Origin of the sequence: Sphingomonas faeni (genome assembly GCF_040407495.1) — a bacterium.
GTDB classification, from domain to species: domain Bacteria; phylum Pseudomonadota; class Alphaproteobacteria; order Sphingomonadales; family Sphingomonadaceae; genus Sphingomonas; species Sphingomonas faeni_D.
This window is the reverse complement of the sequence record NZ_JAPZPP010000005.1, coordinates 1-17,563: the sequence shown is the minus strand read 5'-3', so window position 1 is coordinate 17,563 and position 17,563 is coordinate 1. Positions and strand designations below refer to the sequence as shown.

The 17,563-nt window shown below is 67.0% G+C and carries 18 protein-coding genes; 9 read left to right on the top strand and 9 right to left on the bottom strand.

The window, feature by feature from the left end; translation table 11 throughout:
- Positions 1-82: 82 nt before the first annotated feature.
- The 4 genes from O6W96_RS15005 to hrcA form a co-directional block, all read right to left on the bottom strand.
- A complete protein-coding gene (locus O6W96_RS15005) occupies positions 83-322 on the bottom strand; it encodes a hypothetical protein (RefSeq protein ID WP_093399753.1) in 240 nt (79 codons plus the stop codon).
- 107 nt (positions 323-429) lie between these two features.
- The gene (locus O6W96_RS15000; RefSeq protein ID WP_353470320.1) at positions 430-1,653 is read right to left on the bottom strand and encodes a threonine synthase; all 1,224 of its coding nucleotides are present in this window, start codon (positions 1,651-1,653) and stop codon (positions 430-432) included.
- Between the two features lie 125 nt (positions 1,654-1,778).
- Positions 1,779-2,318, bottom strand: coding sequence for a nucleotide exchange factor GrpE (gene grpE, locus O6W96_RS14995; RefSeq protein ID WP_056488509.1), 540 nt, complete (start codon positions 2,316-2,318; stop codon positions 1,779-1,781).
- Between the two features lie 25 nt (positions 2,319-2,343).
- Positions 2,344-3,387: a heat-inducible transcriptional repressor HrcA gene (gene hrcA, locus O6W96_RS14990; protein WP_353470319.1), complete on the bottom strand. Its 1,044-nt coding sequence runs from the start codon at positions 3,385-3,387 to the stop codon at positions 2,344-2,346.
- Between the two features lie 227 nt (positions 3,388-3,614).
- On the opposite strand from hrcA, the gene rph reads away from it, so the two are divergent.
- Positions 3,615-4,331 carry a ribonuclease PH gene (gene rph / locus O6W96_RS14985; RefSeq protein ID WP_353470318.1) on the top strand — a complete coding sequence of 239 codons (717 nt, stop codon included), beginning with the start codon at positions 3,615-3,617 and terminating at the stop codon, positions 4,329-4,331.
- Positions 4,328-4,963, top strand: coding sequence for an RdgB/HAM1 family non-canonical purine NTP pyrophosphatase (rdgB, locus tag O6W96_RS14980; RefSeq protein ID WP_353470317.1), 636 nt, complete (start codon positions 4,328-4,330; stop codon positions 4,961-4,963). The genes rph and rdgB overlap by 4 nt, the downstream gene beginning before the upstream one ends.
- A 120-nt stretch (positions 4,964-5,083) precedes the next feature.
- Here rdgB and O6W96_RS14975 read toward each other — a convergent pair whose 3' ends face one another.
- Both O6W96_RS14975 and O6W96_RS14970 read right to left on the bottom strand, forming a co-directional pair.
- The gene (locus O6W96_RS14975) at positions 5,084-5,794 is read right to left on the bottom strand and encodes an EAL domain-containing protein (RefSeq protein ID WP_353470576.1); all 711 of its coding nucleotides are present in this window, start codon (positions 5,792-5,794) and stop codon (positions 5,084-5,086) included.
- Between the two features lie 154 nt (positions 5,795-5,948).
- The gene (locus tag O6W96_RS14970; RefSeq protein WP_353470316.1) at positions 5,949-6,506 is read right to left on the bottom strand and encodes a CAP domain-containing protein; all 558 of its coding nucleotides are present in this window, start codon (positions 6,504-6,506) and stop codon (positions 5,949-5,951) included.
- A 43-nt stretch (positions 6,507-6,549) separates the two neighbouring features.
- Between O6W96_RS14970 and hemW the strand changes: the two genes are divergently transcribed.
- Complete coding sequence (hemW, locus tag O6W96_RS14965; protein ID WP_353470315.1) at positions 6,550-7,722, top strand: radical SAM family heme chaperone HemW; 1,173 nt, start codon at positions 6,550-6,552, stop codon at positions 7,720-7,722.
- Between the two features lie 124 nt (positions 7,723-7,846).
- On the opposite strand, the gene O6W96_RS14960 is transcribed toward hemW, so the two are convergent.
- Complete coding sequence (locus tag O6W96_RS14960; protein ID WP_353470314.1) at positions 7,847-9,043, bottom strand: penicillin-binding protein activator; 1,197 nt, start codon at positions 9,041-9,043, stop codon at positions 7,847-7,849.
- A 10-nt stretch (positions 9,044-9,053) separates the two neighbouring features.
- Between O6W96_RS14960 and rsmI the strand changes: the two genes are divergently transcribed.
- From rsmI to O6W96_RS14940, 4 genes are all read left to right on the top strand, one after another.
- Entirely contained in the window at positions 9,054-9,902 is an 849-nt protein-coding gene (rsmI, locus tag O6W96_RS14955) for a 16S rRNA (cytidine(1402)-2'-O)-methyltransferase (protein WP_353470313.1), read from the top strand.
- A 123-nt stretch (positions 9,903-10,025) separates the two neighbouring features.
- Positions 10,026-10,379: a YraN family protein gene (locus tag O6W96_RS14950; protein ID WP_187505055.1), complete on the top strand. Its 354-nt coding sequence runs from the start codon at positions 10,026-10,028 to the stop codon at positions 10,377-10,379.
- Between the two features lie 201 nt (positions 10,380-10,580).
- Positions 10,581-11,534, top strand: a complete 954-nt coding sequence (gene gshB / locus O6W96_RS14945) for a glutathione synthase (protein ID WP_353470312.1) — start codon at positions 10,581-10,583, stop codon at positions 11,532-11,534.
- A 162-nt stretch (positions 11,535-11,696) separates the two neighbouring features.
- Positions 11,697-12,296: a DedA family protein gene (locus O6W96_RS14940; RefSeq protein WP_353470311.1), complete on the top strand. Its 600-nt coding sequence runs from the start codon at positions 11,697-11,699 to the stop codon at positions 12,294-12,296.
- Here O6W96_RS14940 and O6W96_RS14935 read toward each other — a convergent pair.
- A complete protein-coding gene (locus O6W96_RS14935; protein WP_353470310.1) occupies positions 12,293-13,198 on the bottom strand; it encodes a tyrosine recombinase XerC in 906 nt (301 codons plus the stop codon). The genes O6W96_RS14940 and O6W96_RS14935 overlap by 4 nt on opposite strands.
- Positions 13,199-13,311: 113 nt before the next feature.
- On the opposite strand from O6W96_RS14935, the gene O6W96_RS14930 reads away from it, so the two are divergent.
- Positions 13,312-14,721, top strand: a complete 1,410-nt coding sequence (locus O6W96_RS14930; protein WP_353470309.1) for a sensor domain-containing diguanylate cyclase — start codon at positions 13,312-13,314, stop codon at positions 14,719-14,721.
- A 42-nt stretch (positions 14,722-14,763) separates the two neighbouring features.
- Entirely contained in the window at positions 14,764-16,935 is a 2,172-nt protein-coding gene (locus O6W96_RS14925) for a primosomal protein N' (RefSeq protein WP_353470308.1), read from the top strand.
- A 182-nt stretch (positions 16,936-17,117) separates the two neighbouring features.
- On the opposite strand, the gene O6W96_RS14920 is transcribed toward O6W96_RS14925, so the two are convergent.
- Positions 17,118-17,372 carry an ATP synthase F1 subunit epsilon gene (locus O6W96_RS14920; RefSeq protein ID WP_056055328.1) on the bottom strand — a complete coding sequence of 85 codons (255 nt, stop codon included), beginning with the start codon at positions 17,370-17,372 and terminating at the stop codon, positions 17,118-17,120.
- Positions 17,373-17,563 lie beyond the last annotated feature (191 nt).

Genomic DNA, 17,563 nt, shown 5'->3' with positions numbered 1-17,563 from the left:
TGGGTCCTGACGTTCGTCAGGATGACGGGAGGCAGGGGCACTTCCCAACATCTCAGCAACCGCCGGAATAACGGCAGTGGCCTCAGAGCCAGCTACGACCATCCGGCCCACCACACCCATAAGGCGGCAACTGCCCCGGGAACCGCGCCTGCATCTTGTGGCAGCCCCAGGCACGCATCGGCCCCGGCGCATAACCGTTCAGCGCAATGCCGACCTCGTCATACGGGCTCGAACCGCGCGCGACGTACATGTACCAACGCCCGCCGAACATCACCGCCGCGGCGATGAGCACGACACAAACGACCTGGACGATTTTCTGCATTGGGAACCCTTTTTGTAAAGAAGGGCGCCCCGTTGCAGCCAACATGGATCAATTTCAACCATCGATCTGGTAGATCGCGATCCACCAGATCGGCAGAAATCCGCCGATTACAGCGCGTCGAAATCGATAGGTCGTGTTCTATCAAGCGCTTGCGGCGCCTCGGGCATCGGATATTTCAATCCGGTCGCGCAGTTGAAAAGAACGACCTTGTCGTCCTCGTCGACCAACCCCGTGTTCAGCGCCTGATGATAGGCGGCCAACGTCGCGCCGCCCTCGGGGCATAGCAGCAACCCGTCCTGCCTCGCGGCCGCGTCGACCGCCTTCAGGATCGCCGGATCGCCGACCGCGAGCGCCTGCCCACCGCTCTCACGTACCGCGCGGAGGATCAGGAAGTCACCGACCGCCTTCGGCACGCGAATGCCGGCCGCAACGGTGCTCGCATCCTCCCAACGCTCGGCATGTTCCTCGCCCGCTTCGAAAGCGCGGACAATCGGCGCGCAACCGCTCGCCTGCACCGCGAACATCTTGGGCCGCTCCGAGCCGATCCAGCCGAGCTTTTCGAGTTCGTCGAACGCCTTCCACATTCCGATCAGCCCGGTACCGCCGCCGGTCGGGTAGAAGATTGCTTGCGGAAGCTTCCAGCCGAACTGCGCGGCGATTTCGAGCCCCATCGTCTTCTTGCCCTCGATCCGATAGGGCTCCTTCAGCGTCGAGAAATCGAACCAGCGCCCTTCGGCGGCGCCCTTCCCCACGATCGCGCCGCAGTCGTCGATCAGGCCGTTGACGCGCCAGACCCGCGCGCCCTGCATCGCGATCTCGCGGACGTTGATCTCGGGGGTGTCGTCCGGACAGAACACGATCGTCTCGATCCCGCAGCGCGTGGCGTACGCCGCCAGCGCCGCGCCCGCATTGCCGTTTGTTGGCATCGCGATCTTCGTGACGCCGAGTTCCTTCGCCATCGCGACGGCCATGACGAGGCCTCGAGCTTTGAAGCTGCCGGTCGGAAGGCGGCCTTCGTCCTTCACGAGCACGTTGGGGCCGCCGGACTTGGTCAGCGGCACCAGCGGCGTCTCGATCTCGCCGAGGCTGACGATGTTGGTAGTATGGCGGACGGGGAGCAGTTCGCGCCACCGCCACAGGTCGGTCGGCCGCGCCTCGATCGTGTCACGCGAAACCGCGGACCGCACTGCGTTGAGGTCGTAGCGCACCAGCAACGGTCGCCCGGCGCGCGACAGCCCGTGAAGCTGATCCGCCTCATATCGCTCGCCGGTAATCGAGCATTCGAGATGCGTGACGAAAGTCTGGCGATCGGTCGTAAGATTCTGGTTCATCGCTGCTCTCCCCCCTCCCTGGAAGGGAGGGGTCGGGGGTGGGTCGGTCTGGGGCGGGCGCACCGACAGCCAACTGGCCGACCCACCCCCAGCCCCTCCCTGTCAGGGAGGGGAGCAAGACGGTATCACCCAGCCTTGGCGACGCCGACCATCGCAGGCCGCAGCAGACGGTCCTTGATCATGTAGCCAGCCTGCATCTCCTGAACGATCGTCCCGGCAGGCTGGTCGCTCGGGACCTCCAGCATCGCCTGGTGCTTGTTAGGATCAAGCATCTGGCCCTCCGCGGCGATCTTGGTGATGCCGTGGCGCTGGAACACGCTCTCCAGCTCGCGACCGGTCGCTTCCAGCCCGGTGACGAGGCCCTTCATCTTGTCGTCCGCACGCAGGTCCGCGGGGATCGCCGACAGCCCCCGCGAGAGGTTGTCCGCAACAGACAGCACGTCGCGCGCGAACGCGGTCGCGGCATAGGCGCGGGCGTCCTGCGCTTCCTTCTCGGCGCGGCGGCGGACGTTCTGGATCTCGGCCTGCGCGTAGAGGACGTTCTGCTTGGCCTCCGCTAGCTGGTTCTCGAGCTCGGCGACGCGGTCGTTCGACGCCACTTCGGGTGCGGCTTCGGCGGTCTCTTCGCGCAGGTCTGCAGGCGTGTTCTGGTCGATGTCGGACATGGTTTTCCCTATAAATTGGGCCGGCTCAACCCATCAACCGGGCGAGCGTTGCAGCCGTGAAATCCACCATGGGCACGACGCGCGCATAGTTCAACCGCGTCGGCCCGATCACGCCGACCACGCCGACCACCCGGCCGTCCAATCCGCGGAACGGTCGGGCGATCACCGAAGACCCTGACAACGCGAACAATTTGGTCTCCGCACCGATGAAAATCCGGGTCGAATCGCCCGCCCGCGCGCTGTCCAGAAGCGATGCGACTTCCTGCTTTCCCTCGAGATCGTCGAGCAGGTCGCGGACCCGGTCGAGATCGGCGGCGACGGCCGCATCGATCAGCCGCCCCTGCCCGCGCACGATCAGCACCGGGCGGCGATCCGCATCCTCGCTCCACACCGCGATCCCGCGCTCGACCAGCGTCCGCGCCGCGCCGTCGAGCGCCGCCTGCCCGTCCGCCAACTCGCGCTCGATCCGGGTCCGTGCGTCCGCCAGCGTCAGCCCGCCAAGCGTCGCCGACATGTAGTTGCCCGCCTCGATTAGCGCGGACGGCGACATGCCCTTGGGCAGCGCGATCACGCGGTTCTCGACCGAGCCGTCCTCGCTGACCAGCACCGCCAGCGCCTGTTCCGGCGACAGCGCGACGAACGCGATCTGGCGCAGCTTCAGCTCGCGCTTGGGCACCATCACCAGCCCGGCGCACGCCGACAGCCCCGACAGCGCGAGCGTGGTCGCGGCGAGCGCCTCCTCGACCGGGCCACCGACCCCGGCGCGTGCCTCGATCGTCTGGCGCTCCTCGAACGACGGCTCCATCGCCTGCATCATGCCGTCGACGAACAGCCGCAAGCCCCGATCGGTCGGCATGCGGCCGGCACTTGTATGCGGGCTGGCAAGCAGGCCAAGGCCTTCAAGTTCGCCCATCACGCCGCGAATCGACGCGGGCGAGAGGCTGAGACCGGTCAGTTGCGCGATCGTCTTCGACCCGACTGGCGAGCCGCTCGCCAGGTAGCTGTCGACCACCGCACGAAAAATGTCGCGCGCGCGATCGGTCAGTTCGGTGACGGGGGGCGTGGCCATCGCTTTGATCTAGGGCGGATCGATCCTTGCCAAAAGAGGGAATGCAACCGCCTCGCCTCACCCCCACCCGTCATCCTGACGAAAGTCAGGACCCAGAGCCACATAGGACACCGTTCGATTACCCTGGGTCCTGACTTTCGTCAGGATGACGGCGGCGGTTGGGCTGGCGAGCGACCAAACGAAAGGCTAGGCAGCGGGCAACCACTCACTCCCGTTAGGATAAGACTATGCGCCCATCCGGCCGCGCCCCAGACCAGATGCGTGCGATCACGATCGAGCCGCGCTTCACCAAGCATGCCGAAGGCTCCGTCCTGATCGGCTTCGGCGACACGAAGGTACTCGTCACCGCCAGCGTCGAGGAAAAGGTCCCGCCGTTCATGCGCGGCAAGGGCGAAGGCTGGGTCACCGCCGAATACGGCATGCTCCCGCGCGCCACCAACACGCGCAACAACCGCGAGGCCGCCAAGGGCAAGCAGTCGGGGCGCACGCAGGAAATCCAGCGGTTGATCGGCCGTAGCCTTCGCGCGGTGGTCGACCTGAAGCTGCTTGGCGAGCGCCAGATCGTGATCGATTGCGACGTGATCCAGGCCGACGGCGGTACGCGCACCGCGTCGATCTCGGGCGGCTGGGTCGCACTGCGGCTCGCGATCGACGGGTTGCTCGCGAGCGGCAAGCTGACCGCCGACCCGCTGACGCAGAAGGTCGCGGCGATCAGCTGCGGCATCTATCAGGGCAATCCGGTACTCGACCTCGACTATATCGAGGATTCCAGCGCGGATGCGGATGCGAACTTCGTGCTGCTCGAAAACGGCAACATCGCCGAGGCGCAGGCGACCGCCGAGGGCGCTACGTATGATGAGGAGGCGCTGCTCCGCCTGCTGCGGCTCGCGCGGATCGGCTGCACCGACATCTTCGCGGCGCAGGCGAAAGCCGTCGCCAAGTGAGCGGCGAAGGCAAGGAACCGCAGGCGATCCGCAAGCTCCAGCCGGGCAAGCTGGTCATCGCCAGCCACAACAAGGGCAAAGTCCGCGAGATCGCGGCGCTGTTGGAAGGACGCGGGCTAGAGGTCGTCTCGGCCGCCGAACTCGATCTGCCAGAGCCGGTCGAGACGGGCACCACCTTCTTCGCGAACGCCGAGCTGAAGGCGCGCTCGGCGGCGGACCTGTCGGGCTACCCCGCGCTCGCGGACGATAGCGGGCTGTGCGTCGATGCACTGAACGGCGATCCGGGCGTCTACACGGCGGATTGGGCCGAAACGCCGACCGGTCGCGACTGGATGATGGCGATGCAGAAGGTCGAGGACGCAGTCGTTGCCAAGGGTCCGGACGCGACGCGCGGCGCGCATTTCGTCAGCGTGCTGGCACTGGCCTGGCCCGACGGTCATGTCGAATGGTTCGAAGGCCGTGCCGAGGGGACGCTCGTCTGGCCGCCGCGTGGGAATGTCGGGTTCGGGTATGACCCGGTGTTCGTGCCGCTCGGCTACGACCAGACCTATGCCGAACTCCCGCACGAGACGAAGAACGCGATCAGCCATCGGAACGAGGCGTTCAAACTGCTGGAAGCGGCGGTGTTCTGAGCGGCCTGGCGGGGGACCACCCTCGCCCGTCATCCTGACGAACGTTAGGACCCAGGGTAACGGGCGTTGCCCTTTGTGGCTCTGGATCCTGACTTTCGTCAGGATGACGGGTAGGCGGCTTCAAACGGCGATCAGCTGCTTTTGCGGCCACGTTACAACGGGCAGCGCCTCGAACGCGGGTTTCGCCAGCAGATACCCCTGGATGTACCGCACCCCGAGACCCCGCAGAGCCTCAAACTCGCCAAGCGTTTCGACCCCCTCGGCAATCACCGTGATCCCCAGCGCGGTGCACATGCGCAGCATGCCCTCGACGATCATCCGCCGCGGCAGGCTCGTGTCGATATCGCGGATCAGCTCCATGTCGAGCTTGATGATGCCCGGCTGGAACCGCGCGAGCAGGTTCAACCCGGCATGCCCCGCGCCGAAATCGTCGAGCGCGGTGCCGAAGCCCATCTTCTGATACGTCGCGATGATGTTCGCGACATGCGCCGGATCCTGCATCTCTTCGTTCTCGGTAAACTCGAAGATCAGACGATCCGTCGGCATGCCGACTGCCGCCGCGGTCTTCAGCGTGAGCTGGATACACGCGGCCGGCGAATACACCGCGTTCGGCAGGAAGTTGATCGAAAGCCGCGCGGACGTATCGAGCAGCCCGGCCTTCACCGACGCCTCGATCGCGCGCACCCGGCATTGCTGGTCGAACGCGTAGAGATTTTTGGCATCGACCTGCCCCAGCACGCTGGCCGCCGACTGGCCTTCTGGACCGCGCACCAGAGCTTCGTAGGCGAAGACGGTCTCGGTCTCGACATCGACGATCGGCTGAAACGCCATCGAGAAGGCGAACGACAGGCCGGCGCCGTCTCGGCAGCCGACGCAACCACCGAGCCGAGCGCCATCGGGTTTGGGTACTGGTATCATTCAACCAGATTAGGCGACGACCGCTTAAGAAAGTGCCACCACTTTGGGTCTAAGAACCTGCTCCAGATCAATAAGTGCGCTCGCCAAATACGTTGCCAGGAGGCGAATAGCGGCACACCAGATAGTCGTCGGTCTTGTTGCTCGCCATCGCGCAGCCGACCTGCGTCGAGCCGCGCCAGACGATCTGCGTGTAGTGCGCGACGTCCTCGAAATTTCCGGTGCGGCTGAACCCGGGGGTCGGCTGGTTGATGAAGTCGCGCTTCTCGGCGACCCAGTGCCCCATCATCTCGGTGTACGCATAGGCATAGCGCGTACCGGTCCACAAATTCTCGCCTTCGCGCGACATGCCCTGGGGTTGCGGGGCGTGCGCGAATTTGCCCGTGCGCGCCATGTCCTCCGCATACGCGCGCGCAGTGGTCGCCAGCGTATCGCTCCAGGTGAGCGGCGCCACGCCGACGGCGGCGCGCGCGACGTTGTGGCCGTCCATCATCGCGGTCTTGAGCAGGCTCGCACCGCGCGGTGCCGGCGCCATCGATTCGCGCGGCTCGACGACACGCTCGGGCCCCTGTGCACAGCCCGCCAGCAGCAGCGCCCCGGCGATCGCCAAACCCATCCGTGCCGTCATTGCGCTTCCTTCAGCCGCCCCGTGCGACCATATGCGCGAGATAATGCCCGTCTTCGAAACACCAAGCCCCCGCTCCGATTCCCCTGGCGACCTCGCGCTCTACGTCCACTGGCCGTTCTGCGTGTCGAAATGCCCCTATTGCGATTTCAACAGCCATGTTCGCGAAGAGGTGGACCAGGCGGCGTGGCGCGACGCGCTGCTGACCGACCTTGCGCATGAGGCTCGGGTGCTGCCTGGCCGGAAGTTGCAGTCGATCTTCTTTGGAGGCGGCACGCCCTCGCTGATGCCGCCCTCGACCGTCGCCGCAGTGCTGGACGCGGCGGAGAAGGCGTGGGGGTTCGCCGAGGGGATCGAGATCACGCTGGAGGCGAATCCATCCTCGGTCGAGGCGGCGCGGTTCGCCGACCTGGCGCGCGCCGGAGTGAACCGTGTGTCGCTCGGGCTGCAGTCGCTCGACGATCAGGCGCTGAAGTTTTTGGGGCGTGCGCATGACGTGAACGAGGGACAGGCCGCGCTCGCGACCGCGCAAAGCGTGTTTCCCCGCGTGAGCTTCGACCTGATCTATGCGCTGCCCGGCCAGCGGCTCGACGATTGGCGTGCGGAACTGGCGCGCGCGTTGAGCCTGGGGACGGAGCACCTTTCGCTGTATCAGCTGACGATCGAGGCCGGCACACGGTTCGCGACCGAAGCGCTGGCGGGGCGAATCGTGATTCCGGACGGCGACTCGGCGGCCGATCTATTCGAGGCAACGCGCGCCGATACCGCCGCGGCAGGGCTTCCGGCGTACGAGACGTCGAACCATGCGCGGCCGGGGTCGGAGAGCCGCCACAATCTCGCTTACTGGCGATACCAGGATTACGCGGGGATCGGGCCGGGCGCGCATGGGCGACGCGGTGGACTGGCGACGGTGCGGCGGAAGAAGCCGGAGAACTGGCTGGCCGCGATCGAGCGCAATGGCCACGGCATGGAAGTCGAGGACCCGCTGACGCCCTCGACGCGGGCGACCGAGGCTTTGCTGATGGGCTTGCGGTTGGCGGAAGGCGTGGATCTGGATCGGATCACGGCGCTCAACGCGGGCGTGGTGCCGGTAGATCTGGCGGCGGTGGCGCGGTTGCAGGAGCTAGGGCTGATTGTACGCACGCCGGGGCGTCTGCGGGTTACCGAAGCGGGCGCACTCTTGCTGGATGCGATCCTGCCCGAGATCGTCACCGCGTAAGCCACGAACCAGCCCCGTCATTCCCGCGAAGGCGGGAACCCATACCGGCTGGCGGTGCGATGGGATCGTAGCCGGCCGAGTATATGGGTCCCCGCCTCCGCGGGGATGACAGGAATAGGAAGGTTTACTTCCCGAACCCGGCCGGTGCGGGCGAGACCACCGTGGTCGTACCGCCACGAATTTCCTTCACCTCGAGCGCGCGCTCGGCGACGTTGTCCTTGCCGAAGCGGAACGCGCCGTCGATGCCGGCAAAACCGTCTCCGTCACGCAGGCGGTTGACCGGGAACGGCGTGCCGGGCTTCCAGTCGCGCGCGATCCGGACCGTCAGCAAGACCGAGTCGTAACCGAGGCTCGACAGGCGGTATGGCCCTGCCCCGAATCGCGCGCGGTATTTGGCCGCGTATTGGCGGTACAGCGTGTCCGAAACGCTCGCATACCAAGCGCCGTTGAGCGCTGCCTTGGCGGCGATCGCGGTGTCGGAGTTCCAGAGTTCGGTGCCGAGAATCCTCGTCGAGGCGCCGCTGCCGCGCTTGACCATCGCCGCGGCCGAGGCTGCGGTGGCGCCACCATCGGCAATGAGCACCGCATCATAGGGGGCCTTTGCCGCGAGCCGCGTGACGGCGCCCGAGATGCCGCCGGGGCCCCGCGCGTAGGTCTGGAGCGAGACGACCTGACCGCCCGTGGACTCGACCGCGCGGAGGAACGCGGTCGATGCGCGCTCGCCATACAGGCCGTTGGGGACGAGGCCGGCGAAGTTGCTGACGCCGCGCTCCTTGGCGAAATCGACGACGCGCGTGATCGACTGGGTCGGGACATAGCCCATGAGGTACGCCCCGTTGCCCGCCACGCCGAGATCGTTGGAGAAGCTCAGCACCGGGATGTTCGCGGCGCGCGCGATCGGCGCGACCGCACGAACGTCGTCGGCGAGCAAAGGCCCGAGGATCAGCTGCGCGCCCTCGGCGATCGCGCGCTGCGCGGCGCCGGCGGCACCGGTCGCGGTGTCGTAGTTGGTGATCCGCACGCGCTGATTCTGCGTGTCGAGCAAGGCCAGCATCGTCGCGTTCGCGATCGAGGTACCGACGCCTGCATTGCTGCCCGACAGCGGCACGAGCAGCGCGACGCGATTACGCTCGGCATCGCGCGGAATCCCGGTCTCGACGCCGATGTTGGGCCGATCAACGGGGCGCGTGGTCGGGCGCTGCTGCGACGGCTCGACCGGACCGCGCGGGACTATCGTCTGACAGGCGCCAAGCAGGCACGCGGCACCGAGTGCCACCCACCGGCCGAATGCGCGTTGCCGTATCGTCGTCGCGTCTGCCATGACCGTCCCCATGAACCCTGAAACTCTTCTCGATCCCGGCCTCTACATCGTCGCGACCCCGATCGGCAATCTTGGCGATCTGTCGCCGCGCGCCGCCGACATCCTCCGCCGCGCTGACGTGATCGCGGTCGAGGACAGCCGCGTGACCGCAGGGCTGCTCCGTCACATAGCCACGAAGACGCCGATGGTGCCGTATCACGACCACAGCGCGGAGGGCGTGCGCCCGGCGCTGATCGCGCGGATGGCGACGCAGGCGGTGGCTTTGGTGTCGGACGCGGGGACGCCGCTTATTTCGGATCCCGGCTTCAAGCTGGTGCGTGACGCGCGCGCGGCGGGGCATCTGGTCGTGACGATTCCTGGGCCGTGCGCGGCGGTGGCAGCGCTGACGCTGGCGGGGTTGCCGACCGACCGGTTCCTGTTCGTCGGGTTCCTGCCGTCGAAGATGCACGCGCGGGCGGAGGCGATCGCCGAAGTCGCGACGATCCGCGCGACGCTGGTGATGTACGAGTCGGGGCCGCGGCTCGGCGCGTGTCTGGCGGCGCTGCTCGAAGGGCTCGGCGACCGCGAGGCTGCCGTGACTCGCGAGATCAGCAAGAAGTTCGAGGAGGCGGTGACGGGAACGCTGTCGACGCTCGCCGCGCGCTATGCGGATGCGCCGCCACGCGGCGAGATCGTGATCGTCGTCGCCCCGCCGGGCGAGGCTCCGCCTGCGAGCGCTGAGGATGGCGATGCGGCGTTGGCCGAAGCGCTAACGCGATTGTCGACTGGGCAGGCGGCGAGCGAGGTGGCCAAGAAGCTCGGGCTCGACCGGAAGGCGCTGTATACTCGAGCGCTGGAATTGAAGGCGGAAAAGGGATGATCGCCCTTCTTCCCCCCTCCCTGGAAGGGAGGGGTCGGGGGCGGGTCGGCTGCTCGGCGGGCGGTCCCGAGCCCCAGCGGCCTACCCACCCCCAACCCCTCCCTTTCAGGGATGGGAGCAGGGATGCGTGACCGTCGTTCCGCCGAGATTGCTGGCCGCAGAGGAGAGCGCTTGGCGGGGTGGTGGCTGCGTCTCAAGGGCTGGAGCATTCTCGATCGCAGAGTCCGCACTCCCGCCGGCGAGGTCGATCTCGTCGCGAGGAAGGGAAACCTGATCGCGTTCGTCGAGGTCAAAACCCGCGCGACCGCCGCCGAACTCGACTTCGCGATCGACGAACGCCGCCTCGCCCGCGTCGCAGCGGCGGCAGAATATCTGATGCCGCGCTATGCCGGACCCGGCGACGACATCCGCGTCGACGTGATCCTGCTCGCCCCCGGCACGCGGCCACGCCATATCGAGAATGCGTGGATCGGGTGAAAGCCTCGATCATTCGTAGCAAAACCTCGCAAAACTTCCGTCATCCTGACGAAAGTCAGGATCCAGAGCCACGACGCGATGTCCTCGATCATCCCGGATCCCGACTTTCGTCAGGATGACGGGTTTGATTGAAGCGACGCCGCCCGGTGACTTCGCACCCGCCCGCGCCTACATGCGCTCGACCGAACAGAAGGAAGACGCATGAGCCTCACCGTCGCCGTCCAGATGGACCCGCTCGACAGCATCAACATCGCCGGCGATTCGACCTTCGCGCTGATGCTGTCCGCGCAGGACCGCGGGCACACGCTCTTCCATTACTCGGCCGAGGACCTGAACTATCGCGACGGCCGGGTCTGGGCCAAGGCGCATCCCGTCACCGTACAGCGCGTCGTCGGCGATCACTTCTCAGCAGGAGAGTCGGTGGACCTCGACCTCGGCGACGATGCCGACGTCGTGCTGATGCGCCAGGATCCCCCGTTCGATCTCGGCTATATCACCGCGACGCATCTGCTGGAGCGGATCGCCGACAAGACGCTGGTCGTGAACGATCCGGCGCAGGTCCGGAACGCGCCCGAGAAGGTGTTCGTGCTCGACTATCCGCAGTTCATGCCGCCGACGCTCGTCACGCGCTCGCTCGACGAAGCACGGAAATTCCTCGCCGAGCACGGCGCGATCGTCATCAAGCCGCTGCACGGCAATGGCGGCAAGGCGATCTTCAAGGTCGAGTCGGACGGCGCGAACCTGTCGGCGCTGATGGAGGTCTTCAACATGACGTGGCGCGAGCCTCACATGGTCCAGGCGTTCCTCCCCGACGTTGCGAAGGGCGACAAGCGGATCGTGCTGATCGACGGCGAAGTCGCGGGCGCGATCAACCGCCTGCCCGGTGAAGGCGAGATCCGCTCCAACCTCGCGGTCGGCGGGTCGGCGGAGAAGTCGGTGCTGACCGACAAGGAGCGCGAGATCTGCGCCGTGCTCGGGCCGGAACTGAAGAAGCGCGGGCTGCTGTTCGTCGGGATCGACGTGATCGGGGGCACGTGGCTGACCGAGATCAACGTCACGTCGCCGACCGGGATCGTCGCGATCTCGAACTTCGATGGGACGGATGTCGCCGGCATGATCTGGAATGCGATCGAGGCGAAGGTCGCAGCGCGGTAAGCGGCCAGAATACCACCCCGGCGGAGGCCGGGGCCCAATTGGAAAGGTCGCGGTAACGCAGTGCGGCCCCCCCCATAATCGTCCCCCAATTGGGCCCCGGCCTCCGCCGGGGTGGTAGGAGGCGGCGGAACCCATCCGGCGTCCCGGCAGTATCTCATTCCCATGACCGCATTCATCCTCGATCTCATCGCCTGGGGCGGATATTTCGGTATCTTCCTGTTGATGGCGCTCGAGAATATCGTGCCGCCAGTGCCGTCCGAAGTCATCATGGGGCTCGGCGGCATGGCCGTCGCGCGCGGGGACATGAGCGTCGTGCCGCTGATCGCCTGGGGCACCGCGGGCTCGGTCGTCGGCAACTATTTCTGGTATTATATCGGCCGCAACATCGGCTACGAACGCTTCCGCCCGTTCATCGAACGCAACGGCCGCTGGCTGACGATGGAATGGTCCGACGTCGAAAAGATCCACCGCTTCTTCATGAAGCGCGGCGGCTGGGTGATCTTCGTGTTCCGCTTCATGCCGACCTTCCGCACGGTCATCTCGCTGCCCGCCGGCATGACCCGAATGCCGATCTGGCAGTTCGTGATCTGGACCGCAGCAGGCAGCGCGATCTGGAACACCGTGCTGGCCTATGCCGGCATCCTGCTCGGCTCGCATTTCGAAGAACTCGATCGCTATGTCGGGCCGGTCGCGGTGGCGACGTTCGTCGTGATCATCATCGGCTATGGCTGGCGCGTGCTGACCTGGAAACCCAAGGGCTAAACGCCGCCATGCGGATGGGCGTTGCGGTACACGTCCATCAAGTGCGCGGCATCGACCTGTGTATAGACCTGCGTCGAACTGAGGCTCGCATGGCCGAGCAGTTCCTGTAGCGCACGCAGGTCCGCCCCCCGCCCCAGCAGATGCGTCGCAAAACTGTGGCGCAGCGCATGCGGCGTCGTCCGGTCCCCCAATCCTAGTCTCGCCCGCGCCGACTGCACCGCCCGGCGGATCATCACGGGCGACAATGCCCCGCCCTTCGCCCCCCGGAACAGCGGTTCGTCGCGTGCCACCGGCCACGGCGTCTGCGCGACATATGCATCGATCGCCGTACGCACCTGCGGCAATAGCGGCACGACGCGCGTCTTCTCGCGCTTGCCCGTCACCCGGATCGTCTCGCCGAGTGGCAGGATATCGCCGCGCAACGTCAACGCCTCGCCGATCCGCAGACCTGCGCCGTACAGCAACATCAGCACCGCCCAGTCGCGCGCGCCGATCCACGGCTCGGCAGCGTCGTCAGCGACCTGCTCGGCCAACGCGACCGCCTCGGCCGGCGAGATCGGTCGCGGCACGCCCGCCTTCACGCGCGGCCCCCGCATCCGCGGCTGCTCGGCGCCTTCGTTTGCCCAGGCGAGAAACCCGCGCACCGCGGACAATTCGCGCGCGGCCGACGCATTGCCGAGTCCCGCCTCGCGACGCTGTGCCAAATATGCCCGAAGATCGGTGGCCGTTGCTCGCGCCAGCGCCGCTCGGTCGACTCGCTCGCCCCAATGGTCGATCAAAAACGCTGTCAGCCGCTCTGCCGCCGCGCGATAGGCGCGCACCGTGTGCACCGACCGCCGTCGATCGCGCGACAGATGGTCGGCCCAGAGTATCGACGGCGGCAAATCTTTGATACACTCCATAATCCGCCAGTAACGCGTTCCGCTGGCAAAGAAAATTAACTCCGCTTGCGGTATCGAGTGCCATGTCCCCCGCTGATCCGCCTTGTGATGTGTTTACGGATGAAACGCGGCGCGTGGCTGCGCTACATGCGTTGGCGCTGCTCGACAGCGAGCCCGAGCGCGAATTCGATGCATTGGTCGCTCTAGCCGCGGAAATGCTCGGATGCTCGACGGCTCTAATGACGCTGGTCGACGGCGATCGGCTTTGGATCAAGGCCGCGGCTGGCGGCGAGCGCGGCGAAATCAGTCGTGATATCGGGATGTGCTCCTACACCATCCGCAGCAAGGATCCGCTGGTCATCGAGGACCTCGATAGCGACGCGCGGTTTGCGGAGAACCCCCTCGTCAAATCGACCGCCGGTGCGCGTTTTTACGCCGGTGCGCCGATCCATGCGATCGACGGCGACGGTGAACGACATGCGATCGGCACGATCTGCGTAATCGACTCGGCGCCACGCAGCCTCAACGACGCCGGCCGTACCGCGCTAACGCACCTCGCCACGCTCGCCGAGACGACCATCGCCGCCCGCACCGCGGCGAACCGTGCGATTGCGATCGCCATCACCGCTGACCGGCAGGCCGCAGCGCTCGTCCGGCAGGACCGGATCTTTCGCCAGGCCGAGCGGATGGCGGCGATCGGATCGTGGCGGGTTTCGCTCGAGGACAATGACCTCGAATGGTCCGATGGCGTCTATCATATCTACGGCCTGCCGGTCGGCGATCTGCCTGACATGCCGCGCGCGATGGAATTCTATCCAGAGCATGCGCGCGATGCCCTGAACAGGGCGCTCGCCACCACGATCGAGAGCGGCGCGCCGTTCGACATTGAGGTCGACTTTATCACCGTGCAGGGGGAGCCTCGCCGGGTGCGCGTGCTTGGCGAACGCGAGTGCATCGGCGACACACCGGTCGCGCTTGTCGGGGTGTTCCAGGACGTGACGGAACGCCATGCGCTCGAAACCACGCTGCGCCGCTCGGCCGACACGGATTCGCTGACGGGAATTGCTAACCGTGCAGCGTTCGACCGCGCGCTCGATGCCGCGATGGAGCGGTCGCGAGCCAACGAAACCCCGCTGCTGCTTGCACTGCTCGATCTCGACGGCTTCAAGGCGATCAACGACACGCTCGGCCATACCGCGGGCGACGACGTGCTGCGCGGCGTCGGGCGGGTGTTGCGCGAACCCTGGCTCAGGGGCAGCTTCGTCGCGAGGCTGGGTGGCGACGAATTCGCGGTGCTGGTCGAGCATCCCGCGTTGACCGCGACGCCGAGCCATTTCTGCGCGCGACTGCAGGAGTCGCTTCGCTTCCCCATCGCGCTCAACGGGCTGGCAATGGTCAGCGCCGGAACCGTCGGGATTGCCGCGTTGGAGGGCGACTGCCTCTCGATCCGCGACTTCGTCCACCGCGCCGATACGGTCCTCTACAAGGCGAAGCGCACACGGATCGGGGAACGCCGCCGTTCGGACCGTCGCGACGCGGCTTAAAGCGGTTCACGCGGAGTCGATCCGCCCCCATATAGCTGGACGATGTCGTCCCGTGCCCGTGTCCTGATCCTCAACGCTGCCCTCGGGCCGCTCGACTACCGCGTGCCTGCCGGCATGGACGTTGGGCCGGGCTCGATCGTCGTCGCGCCGCTTGGGCCCCGGCAGTTGCTCGGCGTGGTGTGGGAGGCCGAGCGGATGCCGTCGGATGCGGAGGTCGGCGACAACCGGCTGCGCAACCTGCTCGCCGTCGCCGACGTACCACCGCTGGGGGCGCCTCTGCGGCGGCTCGTGGAGTGGACGGCGGACTATTACCTGGCGCCCGCGGCATCGGTGTTGCGGATGACGCTCGCGTCGACCTCGGCGCTGGAGGGTGCGCGGACGGCGGTCGAGTACCGCGCGACCGGCGTCGTGCCACCCCGACTCACCCCGCAGCGCGAGCAGGCGTTGGAGCGGATCGGCGATCGCCAGGGCCTGATCCGCGAACTGGCGACGCTGGCCGAAGTCAGCGATGCCGTCATCCGCGGGCTGGTGAAGGTCGGTGCGATCGAGGCGGTCGAGGTGAGCATCGACGTTCCGTACCCCGTGCCCGATCCGTCGCATCACGAGCCGGTCCTGTCCGACGACCAGCGCGCGGCGGCGGATGCTCTAGTTGCCGGGGTGGCGGAGCACGCGTTCCACCCGACGTTGCTCGACGGCGTCACCGGGTCGGGCAAGACCGAGGTGTATTTCGAGGCGGTGGCGCAGGCGATCCGCGACGGGCGCCAGACTTTGGTGTTGCTCCCAGAGATCGCGCTGACCGAACCATTCTTGAAGCGCTTCCATGACCGGTTCGGGTGCGAGCCGATCGCGTGGCATTCGGGGCTGCGCTCGACCCAGCGGCGGCGGGCGTGGCGGGCGATCGCCAGTGGTGAGGCATTGGTGACGGTGGGCGCGCGGTCGGCGTTGTTCCTACCGTACCGCGATCTCGGGCTAATCGTTGTCGACGAGGCGCACGAGACCAGTTTCAAGCAGGAAGAGGGCGTGCATTATCATGCGCGCGATGTCGCCGTGATGCGCGGCAAGTTCGAGGGATGCCCGGTCATCCTCGCTTCCGCCACGCCGGCGATCGAGACGCGGCAGCAGGTCGTAACCGGGCGCTATGCGGAGTTGAAGCTGCCGGGGCGGTTCGGCGCGGCGGAGATGCCGACGATCGAGCCGATCGACCTGATCAAGGAACCGCCCGAGCGCGGTCGCTGGCTCGCCCCGCGGCTGGTCAAGGCGATGCAGGAGACGCTGGAGCGGCGCGAGCAGTCGCTGCTGTTCCTCAACCGTCGCGGTTATGCGCCGCTGACCTTGTGCCGGACGTGCGGGCACCGGTTTCAGTGCCCGAACTGCACCGCGTGGATGGTCGAGCACCGTCTCACGCGGCGGTTGGCGTGCCACCATTGCGGCCACGCCGAACCGACGCCGCGCGTCTGCCCCGAGTGCAAGGGCGAGGATACGTTGGTTGCCTGCGGGCCGGGGGTCGAGCGAATCGCGGACGAGGTGACCGCGCTGTTCCCCGAGGCAAAGGTGGCGGTAGTCACGTCGGACACGATCTGGTCGCCCGCCAAGGCGGCGGAGTTCGTCGGGCGAATGGAAGCGGGCGACATCGACATCGTCGTCGGTACGCAGCTCGTGACGAAGGGCTATCACTTCCCGAACCTCACCTTGGTCGGCGTAGTGGACGCGGACCTCGGGCTCGACGGCGGCGACCTCCGCGCGGCCGAGCGCACGTTCCAGCAGATCCGGCAGGTATCAGGCCGCGCCGGGCGTGGCGAGAAACCCGGCCACGTGTTCATCCAGACGCACAGCCCCGGCGCTCAGGTGATGCAGGCGCTGATCACCGGCGATGCGGATGCGTTCTACGCGGCGGAGACGGACGCGCGGAAGGATGCGGGGGCGCCGCCGTTCGGGCGCTACGCAGCGATCGTGGTGTCGTCGGAGGACCAGACGTGCGCGCACGATACGGCCAAGCTGGTTGGGCGGAGTGCGCCCGAGGTCGAGGGGATGCACGTCTATGGCCCGGCACCGGCGCCGTTGGCGATGTTGCGCGGGCGGCATCGGTATCGACTGCTGGTCCATGCGCGGCGGGCGTTGGATGTGCAGGATGTGATCCGGGAATGGCTGGGAAAGCTGGACTGGCCGTCGAAGGTGCGGGTGACGGTAGACGTCGACCCATATAATTTCTTGTAGCGTTGGCCCTCACGCCCCACCCCTCCCGTCATCCTGACGAAAGTCAGGATCCAGGGTGACAGAGGGTGGCGTTGCGTGGCTCTGGATCCTGACTTTCGTCAGGATGACGGAGAAAGCAGAAAGCGGGTGCCCAGTCTGGATCCCCGCCGTCGCCGGAAACACATCTCAGTTAGTTAAAGAGCCTACTCGCCCGCGTGTTCGGCAAGCACCGTCAGGCCCTTGGCGTTGACCTCGGCAAAACCGCCCTTGATCGCGATGACCTCGGGGGTACCGTTCTGCGTGCGGTACACCTGCACGCCGCCGTCGCGGACCGTCGACATGAAGGGCGCGTGGCCTTCGAGAACGCCGAAATCGCCTTCGGTGCCGGGGACGACGACCATGTAGACCTCCTCCGAGCGGACGAGCTTTTCTGGCGTGACGAGTTCGAAATGCAGCATCTTGTTCGCCTTCTCCCTCTCCCCTGCGGGGAGAGGGTCGGGGTGAGGGGCAGTACCGGGCGGGAGCGCTCGTGGCGGGGGGGGGGCCCCCCCCCCCCCCCCCCCCCCGGGGGGGGGGGGGGGGCGGGGCGCGGGGGGGGGGGGGGGGGGGGGGGGGGGGGGGGGGGGGGGGGGCGCCGAGGGGCGGGGGG